At 48.1% G+C, this 16,587-nt stretch carries 11 protein-coding genes, 4 tRNA genes and 3 rRNA genes; 3 read left to right on the top strand and 15 right to left on the bottom strand.

What is annotated here, in order from left to right; translation table 11 throughout:
* Nucleotides 1-5 precede the first annotated feature (5 nt).
* Together panB and ilvD are read right to left on the bottom strand one after the other, a co-directional pair.
* On the bottom strand, nt 6-839 hold the full coding sequence (gene panB, locus SPTER_RS01465; protein ID WP_144348730.1) for a 3-methyl-2-oxobutanoate hydroxymethyltransferase: 834 nt from the start codon (nt 837-839) through the stop codon (nt 6-8).
* Between the two features lie 80 nt (nt 840-919).
* Entirely contained in the window at nt 920-2,584 is a 1,665-nt protein-coding gene (gene ilvD, locus SPTER_RS01460; protein WP_144348729.1) for a dihydroxy-acid dehydratase, read from the bottom strand.
* A gap of 142 nt (nt 2,585-2,726) precedes the next feature.
* On the opposite strand from ilvD, the gene SPTER_RS01455 reads away from it, so the two are divergent.
* Nucleotides 2,727-2,915 (top strand): hypothetical protein, encoded by a 189-nt coding sequence (locus SPTER_RS01455; protein WP_144348728.1) that lies wholly within the window; start codon nt 2,727-2,729, stop codon nt 2,913-2,915.
* Nucleotides 2,912-3,112 (top strand): hypothetical protein, encoded by a 201-nt coding sequence (locus tag SPTER_RS01450; RefSeq protein ID WP_144348727.1) that lies wholly within the window; start codon nt 2,912-2,914, stop codon nt 3,110-3,112. Before SPTER_RS01455 ends, SPTER_RS01450 begins: the two co-directional genes overlap by 4 nt.
* A gap of 305 nt (nt 3,113-3,417) precedes the next feature.
* Here SPTER_RS01450 and SPTER_RS01445 read toward each other — a convergent pair whose 3' ends face one another.
* The 12 genes from SPTER_RS01445 to SPTER_RS01395 form a co-directional block, all read right to left on the bottom strand.
* Nucleotides 3,418-4,308 carry a Bug family tripartite tricarboxylate transporter substrate binding protein gene (locus tag SPTER_RS01445; protein WP_144352690.1) on the bottom strand — a complete coding sequence of 297 codons (891 nt, stop codon included), beginning with the start codon at nt 4,306-4,308 and terminating at the stop codon, nt 3,418-3,420.
* A 679-nt stretch (nt 4,309-4,987) separates the two neighbouring features.
* Complete coding sequence (locus tag SPTER_RS25540) at nt 4,988-5,335, bottom strand: arginase family protein (RefSeq protein WP_281289488.1); 348 nt, start codon at nt 5,333-5,335, stop codon at nt 4,988-4,990.
* On the bottom strand, nt 5,332-5,997 hold the full coding sequence (locus tag SPTER_RS25535; protein WP_281289487.1) for a formimidoylglutamase: 666 nt from the start codon (nt 5,995-5,997) through the stop codon (nt 5,332-5,334). The genes SPTER_RS25540 and SPTER_RS25535 overlap by 4 nt, the downstream gene beginning before the upstream one ends.
* A 358-nt stretch (nt 5,998-6,355) precedes the next feature.
* A complete protein-coding gene (locus SPTER_RS01435) occupies nt 6,356-7,297 on the bottom strand; it encodes an AEC family transporter (protein WP_144348726.1) in 942 nt (313 codons plus the stop codon).
* A gap of 241 nt (nt 7,298-7,538) precedes the next feature.
* Nucleotides 7,539-8,351 (bottom strand): SDR family NAD(P)-dependent oxidoreductase, encoded by an 813-nt coding sequence (locus tag SPTER_RS01430; RefSeq protein WP_144348725.1) that lies wholly within the window; start codon nt 8,349-8,351, stop codon nt 7,539-7,541.
* Between the two features lie 407 nt (nt 8,352-8,758).
* Nucleotides 8,759-8,875: ribosomal RNA gene (rrf, locus tag SPTER_RS01425) — 5S ribosomal RNA — on the bottom strand.
* Nucleotides 8,876-9,178: 303 nt separating this feature from the next.
* Nucleotides 9,179-12,228 (bottom strand): 23S ribosomal RNA (locus SPTER_RS01420).
* Nucleotides 12,229-12,733: 505 nt separating this feature from the next.
* Nucleotides 12,734-14,385: ribosomal RNA gene (locus SPTER_RS01415) — 16S ribosomal RNA — on the bottom strand.
* Together the 16S, 23S and 5S rRNA genes with 4 tRNA genes alongside form the textbook arrangement of a ribosomal RNA operon.
* Before the next feature lie 62 nt (nt 14,386-14,447).
* A tRNA-Gly gene (locus tag SPTER_RS01410) sits at nt 14,448-14,522 on the bottom strand.
* A gap of 289 nt (nt 14,523-14,811) precedes the next feature.
* Nucleotides 14,812-14,888, bottom strand: a tRNA-Val gene (locus tag SPTER_RS01405).
* A 24-nt stretch (nt 14,889-14,912) separates the two neighbouring features.
* Nucleotides 14,913-14,989 (bottom strand) — tRNA-Pro (locus SPTER_RS01400).
* Between the two features lie 63 nt (nt 14,990-15,052).
* Nucleotides 15,053-15,139 (bottom strand) — tRNA-Leu (locus SPTER_RS01395).
* Nucleotides 15,140-15,366: 227 nt separating this feature from the next.
* On the opposite strand from SPTER_RS01395, the gene SPTER_RS01390 reads away from it, so the two are divergent.
* Nucleotides 15,367-15,531 carry a DUF1540 domain-containing protein gene (locus SPTER_RS01390; protein ID WP_144348724.1) on the top strand — a complete coding sequence of 55 codons (165 nt, stop codon included), beginning with the start codon at nt 15,367-15,369 and terminating at the stop codon, nt 15,529-15,531.
* A gap of 98 nt (nt 15,532-15,629) precedes the next feature.
* Here the strand turns inward: SPTER_RS01390 and hpsH are convergent, their stop codons facing one another.
* The gene (gene hpsH, locus SPTER_RS01385) at nt 15,630-16,562 is read right to left on the bottom strand and encodes a (2S)-3-sulfopropanediol dehydratase activating enzyme (protein WP_144348723.1); all 933 of its coding nucleotides are present in this window, start codon (nt 16,560-16,562) and stop codon (nt 15,630-15,632) included.
* Between the last annotated feature and the right edge of the window lie 25 nt (nt 16,563-16,587).

The raw sequence follows: 16,587 nt of genomic DNA, 5'->3' as shown, positions 1-16,587 counted from the left end.
ATAAATTAGTATAACCGTTTCAGATCCTCATCGTTCATGGTAAAGCAATGCTTCTCTTCCGGGAAGGTACCGTCATCAATCTCTTGGCACCAGGTATCAAACGCTTCGACCATTTGCGGCCCCATCTGGGCATATTGCTTAACAAACTTCGGCACAAATTTATCAAAAATACCGACAAGATCATAGGCATTCAGATTATGGCCGTTGCAATCCTTGCCACCGCCGACACTAATGGTCGCGCACTTGACGCGTTCTGTAATCAGCTTGCATAATGACGCCGGCATGCACTCCAGAACCATGGCAAATACACCGGCATTATCGATGGCAATTGCCGCTTCCATCAGCTTCTCAGCCGCTTCGGCGCTCTTGCCCTGGACCTTAAAGCCGCCCATCATGGCCGCTGTTTGCGGGGTTAAGCCGATATGGCCCATAACCGGGATGCCGGCATCGACTACAGCCTTGACAGTGGCCGCAATCTTAATATCCCCCTCCATCTTTACACAATCAGCGCCGGCTTTGAGCAGGGTACCGGCATTGCGGATGGCTTCATCCTTGTTAACCTGGTAGGACAGGAACGGCATATCACCGACAACAAAGGTATTGGGCGCTCCCCGGCGGACAAGCTTGAGATGATATAATATATCTTCAAGATTTACCGGAATTGTGCCGTCATGCCCCTGGATAACCATGCCCAGAGAATCGCCGACCAGAATCAGTTCTGCAGCTGAGCGGTCCACAATGCCTGCCATCGGAAAATCATAGACTGTGATCATTTTGAACTTTTTACCGTTATGCTTGGTTGCAAGAATCTCCGGGATTGTAATTTTTACTTTCGCCATAAGTTATATTCCCTCCTGTTTTTTGATGTTTTATTTTAGTAGCGTGTCAATCTTAAAACTGTAGACCCTACTCTAGACGCCTACTTAAAAACAGCACCATCCATAGCCGACGATACCATTTTCGCATACCGGTCAAGATAGCTGCCCTTAATCACATGATCCTGAGCTACCGGCTGCCAGGCCGCTTTCCGGCGAGTCAGCTCCTCCGCCGCTACATGCAGATGGATTTTGCCTTCAGGAATATTAATCTCGATTATATCCCCTTCTTCAATCAGGGCAATGGGACCGCCTTCGGCGGCTTCAGGCGAAACATGACCTACCGCCGCGCCGGCAGTAGCTCCGGAAAAACGGCCGTCAGTGACCAATGCCACTTCTTTGGACAATCCCATCCCGACAATTGCGGCGGTAGCTGTGAGCATTTCCCGCATGCCCGGGCCGCCTTTCGGACCTTCGTACCGCACTACGACAACATCACCAGGTTTGATCTGGCCCCCATAAATGGCAGCCACCGCCGGCTCTTCCTGATTAAAAATTCTGGCCGGACCTTTGTGGTGATGCATCTCCGGCACAACCGCCGCACTCTTGCACACCGAGCCTGCCGGGGCCAGATTGCCATACAGCAGCTGCAGGCCGCCCTGGGCCGAGTAAGCATTGTCCAGCGGCCGGATTACCGTGTTGTTAATTACTTTGGCAGCCCGTACATTCGCCTCGACGGTTTGGCCGGTAACGGTTAACACATCCTTGTGCAGTAATCCATCCTGGCACAACTGCCCCATCAAGGCGGTTATGCCGCCGGCATTATGAACATCAGCCGGGTAATGACCGTTATTGGCCGGCTTAATTTTTACTAAATGGGGAACTTTCTTGGCCAGCTCAGCAAAACAGTTAATATCAAAATCAATATCGGCTGTTTTGGCCAAAGCGGTTAAATGTAAAATTGTATTCGTTGACCCGCCGATAGCCAAATCAACGGTAATTGTATTTTCGATGGCTTCTTTAGTTACAATCTGACGGGGCAGAATCGATTGGTGGTAAAGCTCCATAATCTTCATACCCGTTTGCTTGGCCAAAGCCAGCCGCCGGCCGGTTCCGGCCAGACAGGTGGAACCCGGCAGGCACATGCCCAGGGCTTCGGTCAGGAAATTCATCGTATTGGCTGTTCCCAGCAGATTACAGGCACCGCAGCCCGGCAAGGCATCTCTTTCCCTTTTTGACAACTCCTCGCGGGTGATAATCCCTCTGGCCACATCCCCCTGGGCGGCCATCAGGTCTGTATAACCGATTTCCTGCCCGTCAACACAGCCGGTAGCCATGGGGCCGCCGCTGATCATGATGGCCGGGATATTCAGGCGGACCGCCGCCATCAACAGGCCCGGGGTAATCTTATCACAGTTGGTAATCAGCACCATGGCGTCATATTGGTGGCCGTTGACCATACATTCCACCGAATCGCAAATTAATTCCCGGCTGGCCAGGGGGTAATGCATGCCGTAGTTCCCCTGGGCAATACCGTCACAAAGACCGATGGTCGAAAACTCTATCGGTGTACCGCCGGCGGCAATAACCCCCTCTCGGACGGCTTTGGCTATGCTGTCTAAATGCATATGCCCGGGCATTGTTTCATTTTGCGTATTGACAATAGCGATTAACGGCTTATCCAGATCTTCCGGCAAATGCCCCATAGAATAATATAAGGCGCGGTGTGTTGCCCGCTCTAATCCCCTTGTGGTAATATGACTCCTCATAGTAATAACTGCCTCCTCTTGTTAATTGCCTATCTTCCATTGATGCCACACACAAACGCAGGCACTAGATTGGTGTTCTTATCTTGAATAAGCTTATTCCTTGAAAACAATATTTTCACCTTCTGAATTTTTTGACATTAGCATGAGGAATCTTGTCATATTAGCAGGTTCCTGCCTTGCCCGGGGCGCCATTGCCTACCGGTCTGCCGGCAAATTTCAGCTGCCCGCCGGCCGGCAGGCCCGGACCAAGGCCGGTCAAAGCAAAAAAATCGCCATTGCCAGCCGTTGGCCACTAGCGATTTTATTTATCGAAATGGAGGCAAGCGTATGATTCGGCACGGAAGAGGAAAATGCTCACAAAAACCTCAGCAAGCCACTATCTATAAGCCGTTCGCCAGCCTTGCCTGCAAGTCCTGCCTGGAAAAAGAGATGATCTGCGAAACACAGGGGACAGGGATTATGTTTCAATATCTAAACATTAAAATTATGCTATTGCAGCCTTTCGAAGGCAGCTTATATTTATTGTAATCCTAATGCATCGTTGTTTAAAAATCAAAAACAACATCCCTGTCCCCTCTTGCAACAATACATCCAACCAAAACGCCCACCCCGGAAGCCAGGCGGCAACGTAAAGTGTGAAATATTCACCTATACAGCTAAAAGCTTATTGCTTCTGAGCATTAATCTGCTCCATGATCCCCGACTCTTCTAACGATATTTTGAGCCGTTGACTGCCAGCGAACCATCCTCTTGCAACACTGCATCCCACAAAAATAAAAGCCACTTTACCCCGGAGGACAAAGCGGCATGTTCAGCGATTCTTATTGACGACGTTATTTTTTCTGGGTTTTAATCTGCTCTAATATACCGCTTTCCTGCAATGTTTTCTGCAACATCTGACTATCATTAATCCATTTGAGCTGTGATTCCTGGGGGTCTAAATATTCTATTGACATACTCATACCCTCCATATCTTTTCGAAACTCTGGATCAGTAATAACCTCCTTAAGTGCCTTAGCAAGTTTGTTTTTTATGTTGGCTGGCATTTCTTTGGGAGCGGCTATTCCGTACCAATTACTTAAAGTAATCTCAAGCCCTTGTTCTTTAAATGTTGGTACCGAATTAAATATTGGATCAACCATACGCTGTTCATTGTTTACAGCCAGAATTCTGACTGTTCCACTTTTTACATGTTCTCTGACTACCATAGGATTAGCAAAAATAACCTGAATATGGCCACCTAGTAATGCGGCAGTCGTCTCATTCGCTCCCGAAAAAGGTACATGCTTAATCACAATATCTGTCGTTTGGCCGAAAGTCTCACTGAGAACATGTGTAAACCCGCCTATGCCGGCATTGCCAAATTTGAGTTCACCCGGATGATTTTTAGCATATTCAATTAAATCATTTAGCTTATGCCAGGGTTGACCAGCTTGAACCGCCAGTACCATAGGCAGTGCTGTAACTTGCGCTAGAGGATCTAGTGCAGTTGTGTACTGGTATTTGCCTGATTCATAAAGTGATAATAGCAGCAAGTCACTGGCAGTTATACCAATAGTATAACCATCCGGATTTTCTCCAGCCAGTTCATTCCAGCCAATCGTGCCAGCACCACCAGGCTTATTAATAATTACTAATGGCTGTCCTAAATGCTTGAAAGCATATTTTTCTAATGAACGTGCTATTAAATCAGAACCACCGCCAACACTGAATGGAACAATCATAGTAATAGGCCGCTCGGGATATTTTTGAACAGGTATTGCTACCTTTTCCACCTGGTTGCAACCTCCTGCTATGATAGAAATAATCAAAAATGATACTGCTAGTAAGACCCTTACTCTGCTCCTCACTATACGCCTACCCCCTTGTTCTACAAATATTACCCTTTTTCACAATTGGACAAATTAGCAATTAAATTATATGATATTTTTTGTGTCATAAATTGTCATCTGAGGTGAGATATGGAAATAAAAAAATGTCTGCTTAATAGCAGACATTTTTTATCATTTGGAATTGTCATATTTCATATAAAACCATATGCCAACCAAAAACATTAATATTGTAAACAGAAAAGTATTCGCAGAGTTTTCCCCTATTTCAGAAGTCAGTACAGCTACGCCTCCCGCTAAAACCATTATTCCTGACAGAATACAACCGATTATCCATTTCAGAATGCATCACATCCACTTTCTGATATCTGCTAAAATTATACCATAAAGATTATAATTTCGACATTTATAATAAACAATAAAAAGGTGATTCGTTAAGACAATGAGTTTTTCTCAAAATAAAAAGCCGCCCACCAGTTGCCCGGCAGGCAGTTAGCAAAAACGGATGTCAAACCCATACCACCTGTTGTCCCCGGCACCGGCTTGCATTTGTATTTGATGAATTTCAGCCTAATTACCGGGAAAGCCCTTGCATACTGCAAATTGTGTTCACTACTGAGAAGATCAACACTTTTGCCAGACTGGCAGTTGTGCTGTCATGATCAAACCTTGGTGATACTTCGGCAATATCAAAGCCAATTACTTTTTTCGAACGAAAGATATGTTTAAGATATTTTAAAACATCTTCGGGATGCAATCCCAGCGGCTGGGCGGCACTGACGCCAGGGGCGAAGGCTGTGGAAAAAACATCAGCACATATGGTTATGTAGATATGCTTGGTTGATTTCATGAATACATCCAGCTTTTTAATTACATTCCAGTCGCCTGTACCAATGACCTCCGCCGCCGGTATGTGAATCACCCCGTTTGTGCGGCCGTTTTAAAAAGTTCCAACGTGTTGCTGAACCGCTGAATCCCTATACATAGGTAATGGAATGGCCAGCCCGAATTGCCCGCCTCCTTCGCAATCTGCCTGAACATCGTCCCTGAGCTGCTGCCGTTAGTAAACGGGCGGAGATCAAAATGAGCATCAAAATTAATAATGCCGATATCCGGTATTTGCTTACGGTCGGTCATATAATCCCGGTGACCGCGATAATGCCCTAAGGCGAGTTCATGGCCGCCCCCCAGTATTAAAGGAAAAAAACCGAGCCGGCGGATTTGGGTTACCGCCCGCGCCAGGGCGGCCTGGCTTGCTTCCAGGTTGCCATCGGTACAGGTAATATTGCCGGCATCGAACAGGATAACCTCCGGGCTAAATGTACAGGGCAGATTAGCCAGCTCCCGGCGGATAGCATCAGGCCCCTTCGCAGCCCCTGTCCGGCCATGATTGCGTCTGACACCCTCATCACAACAAAAACCCAACAGGACAAAGCTCAGCTTGCCCGCAAAGCGTAAACTGCCGGTATTGTTTAGATTCAGTTCCCGCATCCACTGATGCCACCGGAAAGCATCATAATTCTCCCTGCTGTCAGTGCGTCCTGCCCACAGACTCATATCTGCAGGCCTATACTGATTATTCATCTCTTACCAAGCCTCTCCATTAATCTGAAAAAAGTACTAGTACTTCACTCCCTCAAAACCAAGGAAAGTTTGCGCATCTTTTCCCGCACTGCTGCGTTGTCGTCGCCTTACATATGTCCGATATGCGCGGGTCCTCCGCCTTGCATTGCGAAAAAATCTACGCAAACTATTCCATCGGTTTTAAGAAAGATGAAGTACTAGCTTTAGAAAACAATGTACCATATTTGCGTCAACTAAACGTCAAACCACTCTCCCGGCAAAAAAAGGCTCTTGGCCCAGCCGGTGGCTAACACCGATTGGGCCAAGAGCCTTATAATACTTTGCCTAACGCTATCGCCGGGCCGTATCTCTAGCTATCTCACTGTAAGCCCCAAAAAAGGAGAGGGTATACAACCAGGAGAAACAAGGCCGTAGTCAGGATAAAAGAAGCATTGGCAATATGAATGTTCAGATGATGAATTTTTACCACAATAACCGCACTGATCGCCGTTGGCATGCTGGCCAGGATCAATACCGTATTGATTATTTTAGGATCATCGAATACCAGCCTAGCGATGATATAGACCACTAGCGGGGTAACGATGAATTTTATCGGGACTAGGTCAAACGTACTCAAATAATACTTCCTGATTGCTGAAAAATCAAGGGAATGGCCTACTGGCATCAATGCAGTCCAGGCCGCGATATGGACCAGCGGGTCAAACAGCTTACCTAGTATGACCGGGCGCGGTATATTGAGATAATATAGGGCAAAACCAATTGCCAAGCCCAGTACCGGCAATTGATTCCGGTTTAAAAATAGTTTCGAAAAAGATATTTTGTCCAAACTTACCGCTTGTGCGCGTCGGTAATAATACTGAGCTAAAGGATAACAGACTAAAAAAATTACCGCCACTTGCAGTAACACCACCAATTGTGTATAAGCAAAACCGATTTCACCATACAGAATATAGACGCACAAGCCGCCTAATGTGCCAATATTGGATAACATAGCCGACAAAATATAGCTCCCCGTGTCAAGCATGCTGCTATATTTGTTGGTTGAGATTAAATAGGCAGCCAAGCCGGGAATAATGCAAAGAATTATGCCGAATAACGGTAGCCATATTAGTTCCCAGCTAAACGGCAGAACCCAAAAACTCAATACGGAAAGAGCCGGGTACAACAGCAGCATGTTATAGTTGGCCATACTGACAAAAAAACCTTCACCAAACATAGGTTTAATGCGTAACAAATAGCCCACACCCAAGGGTACTAATAAATCGATAAAAAAATAAGCTAATTTTACTTTACTATCCATATATACCTTCTCATCTTTTACAATGAATAATACATATCAATTTTTTCCGTATGTTTCCTAGTTTAACATTAAAATTACCGTTATGCAAAAGAATAAAATACCCAGCTTATTATTCTATTATGTTAAAAAGCCGGCAATCATGCGGAAAGCTTAGCATGATTGCCGGCTTTTTGGCTGTGCCCATTTTTAACTTCCTGCAAAAGCTATTTTTTCAGTCTCCTTTTAAAAACCAGGATTTATTCTAAGAGCAGCCGCCGTCAACATTTAGAGTCTGTCCGGTAACACAGGGATTATCAATAAAGAACAGTACGGCTTTCGCCATATCTTCCGGAGTTTGATCCACGCCTTGAGGAATCATGCTGGTTACACAACGTTTATAGCTTTCTTCCTCCGTTTCTCCGGGCAGGGCCCATGCTTTGCGAAGATTAACCCACATTTCCGTAGCAACAATGCCGGGAGCGACGGCATTAACGGTTATGTTATCTTTTACCAGTTCTTTAGCTAACGCATTCGTAAAACCTATTACCGCAAACTTGGAGGCACAATAATGGGCAAGACCCGGGTAACCGGTTTTACCTGCTATCGATGTAAAGTTTATGATCCTGCCGCCGCCCTGTTTTTTCATTTGCGGCAGCACTGCCTTATTGGCAACAAAAGTACCTTTGGCGTTGGTATCGACAACAGAATCCCAGTCGTCTTCTGTTAAGTCAACCACCTGCTTACAAGTTATGAGACCAGCAACATTGACCAGAATATCCAGTTTGCCAAAACGTTCTACCGTAGTTCTAACGGCCTGATCCATGTCCGCCGTTTTTGTAATATTGGCGTCAATAACGATAACCTCAACGCCTTGTGCCTGCAATTCGCCCGCCAATTTTTGGGCTGCCATATATCCCCCAATATGTTTAGTTCCATATTGATTGGCGCTGGAATCGACGAAATCCACTGCCGCAATAGCGATTTGTGCCCCTGCACGCGCCAAAGCCGCCACCACCCCTTTGCCAATACCAGTTCCGCCCCCGGTAACTAAAGCAACCTTTCCCTGTAATGACATCCTAAAAACCCCCTGTCTTTTTGAAATCGTGTTTTCATGCCCCCATTGAAGCCGACTTACGCGGATAACTTCCGGTATTTTGCTTCCCTCCTTTTCGCTGTTTAAATAAGCAAGTAGTGTGCCAAGTTATAAGTAATAAAAATAGCTTGTTTTTTTAAAGTTTTAAATAATAATACCTGCCTATCTGCTGCCAAACACTATAATTCAACATTAAGCACCAAGAAATAAGATAAAACTAAATGTTAAAAATATATAAAGTTTCGGATTTGTTTTATACTGTCCCATAATCAATGAAAAAAACGCTACAAAGCAGCGACAAATTTAACATGCCGGAAACCATTTAGCCAACAAGCAAATCCCGGACAGGAAAAAGAAAAAAACACCCACAACAGTGAGTGCTTTTCTTTAACCAGCAACTTCCTACTCTCCCGGGCCGTTTCCAGCCAAGTACCTTCGGCGTTTGTGGGCTTAACTGCTGTGTTCGGTATGGGAACAGGTGGAGCCCCACAGCTATCGTCACTGGATAAGCAGAGAACCATAAGCAGAGAACCAGGTTTTTAGGAGCGATAGCGACGCGGAAACCTGCGTGAATCGCTTAGTTCCAAGCGGAGCGCGGAACCTCCTAATTATCTCTTTGTTCCCTGAAAACTTCACAGAAGAAAGATTTGCGCAATAGTAATTTACTGGTTGCCAGCTCGGAGTTACAACATACATTATGGATGTTATCGCTCCGCTCTAACTAAGCGACTCACACATCTTCCCGTTTCGCTTTCGCTCGCGGCAAGCTGGTTCGCTGCTTATGTTTGCACGTCGTGCAAACGAGGGTTTAAGTCAAGTCCTCGGCCTATTAGTACCAGTCCGCTCCATGAATTGCTCCACTTCCACTCCTGGCCTATCAACCTTGTCTTCTTCAAGGGGCCTTACTTCTTGCGAATGACAGACCTCATCTTAAGGCTGGTTTCACGCTTAGATGCTTTCAGCGTTTATCCTTTCCGGACGTAGCTACCCAGCTCTACCCCTGGCGGGATAACTGGTACACCAGCGGTCCGTCCACTCCGGTCCTCTCGTACTAGGAGCAGTTCCCTTCAAGTCTCTTACGCCCGCGATGGATAGGGACCGAACTGTCTCACGACGTTCTGAACCCAGCTCACGTACCACTTTAATGGGCGAACAGCCCAACCCTTGGGACCTACTTCAGCCCCAGGATGTGATGAGCCGACATCGAGGTGCCAAACCTCCCCGTCGATATGGACTCTTGGGAGAGATTAGCCTGTTATCCCCAGGGTAGCTTTTATCCGTTGAGCGATGGCCCTTCCACTCGGTACCACCGGATCACTAAGCCCGACTTTCGTCCCTGCTCGACTTGTCTGTCTTGCAGTCAAGCTCCCTTCTGCCTTTACACTCTTCGCGCGATTTCCAGCCGCGCTGAGGGAACCTTTGGGCGCCTCCGTTACTCTTTCGGAGGCGACCGCCCCAGTCAAACTGCCCGCCTGACACTGTCCTCAGTTTCGTTACTCCTTGAGTTAGAACTCCAGTAAATAAAGGGTGGTATCCCAACATCGACTCCATACAGACTTGCGTCCGCACTTCCCTGTCTCCCACCTATCCTGTACATCATTTACCAAAACTCAATGTCAGGTTGCAGTAAAGCTCCATGGGGTCTTTCTGTCCAGTCGCGGGTAACCTGCATCTTCACAGGTATTTCAATTTCACCGGGTCCCTCGTTGAGACAGTGCCCAAGTCGTTACACCTTTCGTGCGGGTCGGAACTTACCCGACAAGGAATTTCGCTACCTTAGGACCGTTATAGTTACGGCCGCCGTTTACCGGGGCTTCAATTCAAACCTTCGATTGCTCTAAGCTCTCCTCTTAACCTTCCGGCACCGGGCAGGTGTCAGCACCTATACGTCAGCTTTCGCTTTAGCAGGCACCTGTGTTTGTGGTAAACAGTCGCTTGGGCCTCTTTTTTGCAACTCATTCCCGCTTCGTTCGCTTCTGATCTACACGGTTTACAAGCTCCCCTTTTCCCGAAGTTACGGGGACATTTTGCCGAGTTCCTTAACGAGGGTTCTCCCGCGCACCTTAGGATTCTCTCCCCGCCTACCTGTGTCGGTTTACGGTACGGGCACCTGGTCTCTCACTAGAAGCTTTTCTTGACAGTCTGGGATCAGCAATTTCGCCATTATCTCTAACAGCTGCCCATCACTCCTCAGGTTTTAGCATCACGGATTTGCCTGTGATGCACCCTACAAGCTTAGACGCGAATTTCCATCCTCGCGCTTGCCTACCCTCCTGTGTCACTCCCTCGCTCAATCGATTCCAGGTGGTACTGGACTTTTTACCAGTTGTCCATCGCCTACGCTTTTCGCCTCGGCTTAGGGCCCGACTAACTCTGAGCGGACGATCCTTCCTCAGAAATCCTTAGGCTTTCGGTGGACAAGATTCTCACTTGTCTTTTCGCTACTCATACCGGCATTCTCACTTCTATACTCTCCAGCACTCCTTACGGTATACCTTCTCCGGGTATAGAACGCTCCCCTACCCATTCCGTTAGGAATGCCATAGCTTCGGTTCCGTACTTTAGCCCCGGACATCTTCGGCGCAGCGACACTCGACCAGTGAGCTATTACGCACTCTTTCAATGGTGGCTGCTTCTAAGCCAACATCCTGGTTGTTTTTGTATCTCCACATCCTTTGCCACTTAGTACGGCATTCGGGACCTTAGCTGATGGTCTGGGCTGTTTCCCTCTTGACCACGGGTCTTATCACTCGTAGTCTGACTCCCAGGGTTCGAGTACATCCATTCGTAGTTTGACAAGGTTCAGTAACCCATTAGGCCCCTAGCCCTATCAGTGCTCTACCGTCTGTACTTAATTTCCTGAGGCTAGCCCTAAAGCTATTTCGGGGAGAACCAGCTATCTCCGCGTTCGATTGGCATTTCACCCCTATCCACAACTCATCCCAAAGCTTTTCAACGCTCACGGGTTCGGTCCTCCACGCATTTTTACCTGCGCTTCAACCTGGCCATGGATAGATCACTGCGGTTTCGGGTCTACAATATCCAACTTTCGCCCTCTTTAGACTCGCTTTCGCTTCGGCTCCGTGTCTGCCACTTAACCTTGCTGGATACTGTAACTCGCCGGTTCATTCTTCAATAGGCACGCCGTCAGCCTCATACGGGCCTTCGACTGCTTGTAGGCATACGGTTTCAGGTTCTCTTTCACTCCCCTCCCGGGGTGCTTTTCACCTTTCCCTCACGGTACTATGCGCTATCGGTCGCCACGAGTATTTTGCCTTGGAGGGTGGTCCCCCCTGCTTCCCACAGGGTTCCTCGTGTCCCGTGGTACTCTGGATTCTGACCCTCAAACTCTGCTTTTCGCCTACAGGGTTGTTACCTTCTGCGACTCATCTTTCCAGATGATTCGGCTAAGCCTGATTTGATTGTTGTCAGTCCTCAACCCCTGTTTGGATGTTGGATGTTAGATTTTAGATGTTGGAAGTCTAAGAATATTTTACGTTCCTTTTATCCAATGTCCTATGTCTAATCTCCAACATCCAAACAGGTTTGGGCTCTTCCCCGTTCGCTCGCCGCTACTTAGGGAATCTCGCACTGTTGGCCCTTTGGGGGCCTCCAGCATTAGCAGCCTTGCGGCTGCGTCATTTGATTACTTTTCCTCCGGGTACTTAGATGTTTCAGTTCCCCGGGTGCCCCCCTAACCTAAGTTAGGTAATGGTGCATGACCACCATTGGGTTCCCCCATTCGGAGACTCATGGATCAGGGCCTGCTTGCGGCTCCCCATGACTTTTCGCAGCTTACCGCGTCCTTCTTCGGCTCTTGGCGCCTAGGCATCCACCGTATGCCCTTACTAACTTGACTTCTTGCTCCGACTGTCTATAAGCCGCCATCTGCGTTGTTGCTCCTCAACCCGATTGTTTGCGTACGCGAGTACGCGGCACGGCTCGGGTTTCCGGGGCGCCTAGCAGCTGACACCTTCTAGCCAGTCTCCGCCTCAACTTAAACTTTGCTTGTGACTAAGATTAAGTCATTTACATAAATCCTAATTGCGCTTCGTTAAGTTACTTCACATATTTGCATATGAGAGGTAATTTTACTTTTGCTTTCTTCTGTGCAGTTTTCAAGGAACATGTTTTCAGGAATATCTATGTTAGCATCGTTGCTTGTGTTTTGCAACAAGTAACTTTTACTAACACAGCCATTCCCTCAAAACCAAACAATGTAAATTTAATGCATCTGCCAAATGTACCGACCTGGAATGGAGCTCGCTTAATGATGTTCTTCGCTTACGCTCAGAACTAAGCGATTCGCACCAATCAGACTTCGCCTCGCGGCTCGCCTTCTTGGGCTCTCTGCTTATCCCTAGAAAGGAGGTGATCCAGCCGCACCTTCCGATACGGCTACCTTGTTACGACTTCACCCCAATCATCGGCCCCACCTTAGACGGCTAGCCCCTGTCTGGATATTGGACGTTAGATGGTGGATGTTGGATTATGGTAGAATACTGCGTATTCTGTTCATCCAATGTCTAAAATCTAAAGTCTAATATCCAGACCGGTTACCCCACCGGCTTCGGGTGTGACTGACTTTCGTGGTGTGACGGGCGGTGTGTACAAGGCCCGGGAACGTATTCACCGCAGTATGCTGACCTGCGATTACTAGCGATTCCGACTTCACGGAGGCGAGTTGCAGCCTCCGATCCGAACTGAGAGCTTATTTCTGCGTTTTGCTTACCTTCGCAGGCTTGCTTCGCTTTGTTTAAGCCCATTGTAGTACGTGTGTAGCCCAGGACATTAGGGGCATGATGACTTGACGTCATCCCCGCCTTCCTCCGCATTCTCTGCGGCAGTCTCCCTTGAGTTCCCGCCTTTACGCGCTGGCAACAAAGGATAAGGGTTGCGCTCGTTGCGGGACTTAACCCAACATCTCACGACACGAGCTGACGACAGCCATGCACCACCTGTTTTCGCGTATCCGTAGATAGGGATTCATCTCTGAACCTTTCGCTCAATGTCAAGCCCTGGTAAGGTTCTTCGCGTTGCGTCGAATTAAACCACATACTCCACCGCTTGTGCGGGCCCCCGTCAATTCCTTTGAGTTTCAACCTTGCGGCCGTACTCCCCAGGCGGGGTACTTATTGCGTTAACTCCGGCACAGAAGGGGTCGATACCCTCTACACCTAGTACCCATCGTTTACGGCCAGGACTACCGGGGTATCTAATCCCGTTCGCTCCCCTGGCTTTCGCGCCTCAGTGTCAGACACAGTCCAGAAAGTCGCCTTCGCCACTGGTGTTCCTCCCAATATCTACGCATTTCACCGCTACACTGGGAATTCCACTTTCCTCTCCTGCACTCAAGCCTGACAGTTTCCTGCGCCCATACGAAGTTAAGCTTCGCACTTAGACACACGACTTACCAGGCCACCTACACGCCCTTTACGCCCAATAATTCCGGACAACGCTTGCCACCTACGTATTACCGCGGCTGCTGGCACGTAGTTAGCCGTGGCTTCCTCCTTTGGTACCGTCATTAGTCTACATTATTCACATAGACCACGTTCGTCCCAAACGACAGAGCTTTACGACCCGAAGGCCTTCTTCACTCACGCGGCGTTGCTCCGTCAGACTTTCGTCCATTGCGGAAGATTCCCCACTGCTGCCTCCCGTAGGAGTCTGGGCCGTGTCTCAGTCCCAGTGTGGCCGTTCATCCTCTCAGACCGGCTACTGATCGTCGCCTTGGTGAGCCGTTACCTCACCAACCAGCTAATCAGACGCAGACCCATCTCCAAACGGCAGCTTCTTTAGAGAGGCCACCTTTCTTATCTTCGCCATGCAGCTAAGATACCACATTCGGTATTAGCACCACTTTCGCGGTGTTGTCCCCAGTTTAGAGGCAGGTTGTCTACGCGTTACTCACCCGTTCGCCACTAAGTATCCATTACTGTATACTCCGTTCGACTTGCATGTGTTAGGCACGCCGCCAGCGTTCGTCCTGAGCCAGGATCAAACTCTCCAATAAAGTCTTTGCAATCACTCAGTGACTGCAGTATATTGAAGCCGTTTATCGGCTCATTATCTTTTTGGAGCGGAAAACGAGATTCGAACTCGCGACCCTCGCCTTGGCAAGGCGATGCTCTACCGCTGAGCTACTTCCGCATCCCTTACGAATATTATGTGGCTTGTTATCGCCACCGCACATCTGGCATTTGTATGATGCATTTCTTTACATTGTTCAGTTTTCAGGGAACGACGCGCATGGATGCGCTAGGATCACGGGCGTATCATGGACGATACGCTTTGCCCGGGACCGACGCGCATGGATGCGCTAGGATCACAGACGTATCAGGACGATACGCTTTGCCTCGGCAACTGACAGCTGCCGACAGCGACTTATATAGATTATCATAGTTATCCATACTATGTCAACTGATTTTTTCAAAAAAAATGGTGGGACTAACTGGATTCGAACCAGTGACCTCTACGATGTCAACGTAGCGCTCTAACCAACTGAGCTATAGTCCCATTGAAACAATTAATTAACATAATTGGTCGGAGCGGCAGGATTCGAACCTGCGGCCCCCTGGTCCCAAGCCAGGTACTCTACCAAACTGAGCCACGCCCCGAAATTGTTATTGATAATTGATTCAGTCTTCGCCTCACAGCTCGCCTTCTTGGCTCTCTGTTTATGGTGCCGGAGGTCGGACTCGAACCGACACGGAGTTACCCCCGGCAGATTTTGAGTCTGCTACGTCTGCCAATTACGTCACTCCGGCACTGGATTTTTAATTATACTCGCTGTCAAATAATTTGTCAACAACCATATTTCTGCAGAAGCAAAATGAACGTCCCCCTGCTTCTACACTTTCACCTGGATAATTAACTCCGTTCTTAAGTGAGCATTTTCTAAAGTTATTGGCACATATTGTTCTGATCACCCTATACATGATTTCATCAGGTGGTGAGATACTATCATTGGCAAAATTCAAGGAGGTGAATGCATATGTCATTATCAGGAGTAAAATGTACTGTATCCTGCTGTAAGTATTGGAAACAAGGCGAGCAATGTGAGGCTTCTGGGATCCAGGTCAACATTGATGGCGGTGCCGCCCATGCCCGGCAAAGTGATCAAACGAACTGCCATACTTTTGAAGCCAAGCATTCCTAAACCCAATTCCAGAATAAAGCTAGAGGGAGCGGTCCATTAAGGGCAGCTCCCTCTAGCTATTCAAGATCACTTAAAAGGAATAGGCTTGCCTGCTGCTGTCAGGCCAAGCCCCTTCCGGTCCGGGATTTTATATAGGCATTGATCGTCTGCAGCTTGCCGTTGTCTAATTGACTATCCCCCATAGGGTAGTCCCGCCCTAAATAGCCGTATTTTTGTTGGCCCAGCCGGTGGTATGACAGCAGCTCATAGCTGGTGTTAGGCCAGCCCTTAATAAAATCCAGGATAGCACCGATGTCTTGCTCGGAATCGTTAAAGCCGGGAATTAGCGGGGTACGGACCAAAATCTGCAACTGGGGATATGCGCGCCGCAGGCCGGTCAGGTTAGTTAAAATCAAATCATTATTGCGTCCGGTGAATTCTTTATGCTTATTCGGGTCCATCGACTTTATATCAAAAATGATGGTTTTTAAATAAGCCCCTACCCGGCTGAGGTCGGCCCACGGGGCATAGCCACAGGTTTCGATTGTGGCATCAATGCGTTTTCTTTTTGTTTCCTTTAAAATGCTGATTACAAAATCAGCCTGCACCAGCGGTTCACCGCCGCTGATTGTCAAGCCGCCGCCGGAACGCATGTAAAAAGCACTGTCTGCTTCCACCACGGTTAGGATGTCGGCCACCGACATTTGCCGCCCAAAGGTATGCAAGGCTTTGGCAGGGCACTTGTCTGCGCAGCGGTGGCATTGCCGGCACTTATCCCTGTTAATTGTCATCATGCCGTCCTGACTCTTAGCCACAGCAGCATATTCACATACTGTCTGACACCGGGAGCAGGCCTCATACCCGATACATTTACTCCTGTTGTAGGCAAGCTCCGGCGTATACCGCTGCGATTCAGGGTTGCTGCACCAGCGGCATTGCAGCGGGCAGCCCTTAAGAAAGACGACGGTCCGGATGCCTAAGCCGTCATGCAGCGAATAACGTTGAATATTAAAAACATAGCCGCTGCTGCCATTTGTATCATTAGTTAACATCTTGTCTCTCCCCGGGGATTATTGC

Source organism: Sporomusa termitida, from assembly GCF_007641255.1.
Taxonomy (GTDB): Bacteria; Bacillota; Negativicutes; order Sporomusales; family Sporomusaceae; genus Sporomusa; species Sporomusa termitida.
Note: the sequence above shows the minus strand (reverse complement) of the source record. Positions and strands in the feature narration are given on the sequence as shown.

What these genes read in the sequence shown, in the direction of transcription:
- SPTER_RS01450 (WP_144348727.1), top strand. Translation starts at nt 2,912, where the DNA reads ATGATTCGGCACGGAAGAGGAAAATGCTCACAAAAACCTCAGCAAGCC.
- SPTER_RS01430 (WP_144348725.1), bottom strand. Translation starts at nt 8,351, where the DNA reads ATGTCATTACAGGGAAAGGTTGCTTTAGTTACCGGGGGCGGAACTGGT.
- ilvD (WP_144348729.1), bottom strand. Translation starts at nt 2,584, where the DNA reads ATGAGGAGTCATATTACCACAAGGGGATTAGAGCGGGCAACACACCGC.
- SPTER_RS01445 (WP_144352690.1), bottom strand. Translation starts at nt 4,308, where the DNA reads ATGATTGTTCCATTCAGTGTTGGCGGTGGTTCTGATTTAATAGCACGT.
- SPTER_RS25535 (WP_281289487.1), bottom strand. Translation starts at nt 5,997, where the DNA reads ATGAATAATCAGTATAGGCCTGCAGATATGAGTCTGTGGGCAGGACGC.
- panB (WP_144348730.1), bottom strand. Translation starts at nt 839, where the DNA reads ATGGCGAAAGTAAAAATTACAATCCCGGAGATTCTTGCAACCAAGCAT.
- SPTER_RS01435 (WP_144348726.1), bottom strand. Translation starts at nt 7,297, where the DNA reads ATGGATAGTAAAGTAAAATTAGCTTATTTTTTTATCGATTTATTAGTA.
- hpsH (WP_144348723.1), bottom strand. Translation starts at nt 16,562, where the DNA reads ATGTTAACTAATGATACAAATGGCAGCAGCGGCTATGTTTTTAATATT.
- SPTER_RS01390 (WP_144348724.1), top strand. Translation starts at nt 15,367, where the DNA reads ATGTCATTATCAGGAGTAAAATGTACTGTATCCTGCTGTAAGTATTGG.
- SPTER_RS01455 (WP_144348728.1), top strand. Translation starts at nt 2,727, where the DNA reads ATGAGGAATCTTGTCATATTAGCAGGTTCCTGCCTTGCCCGGGGCGCC.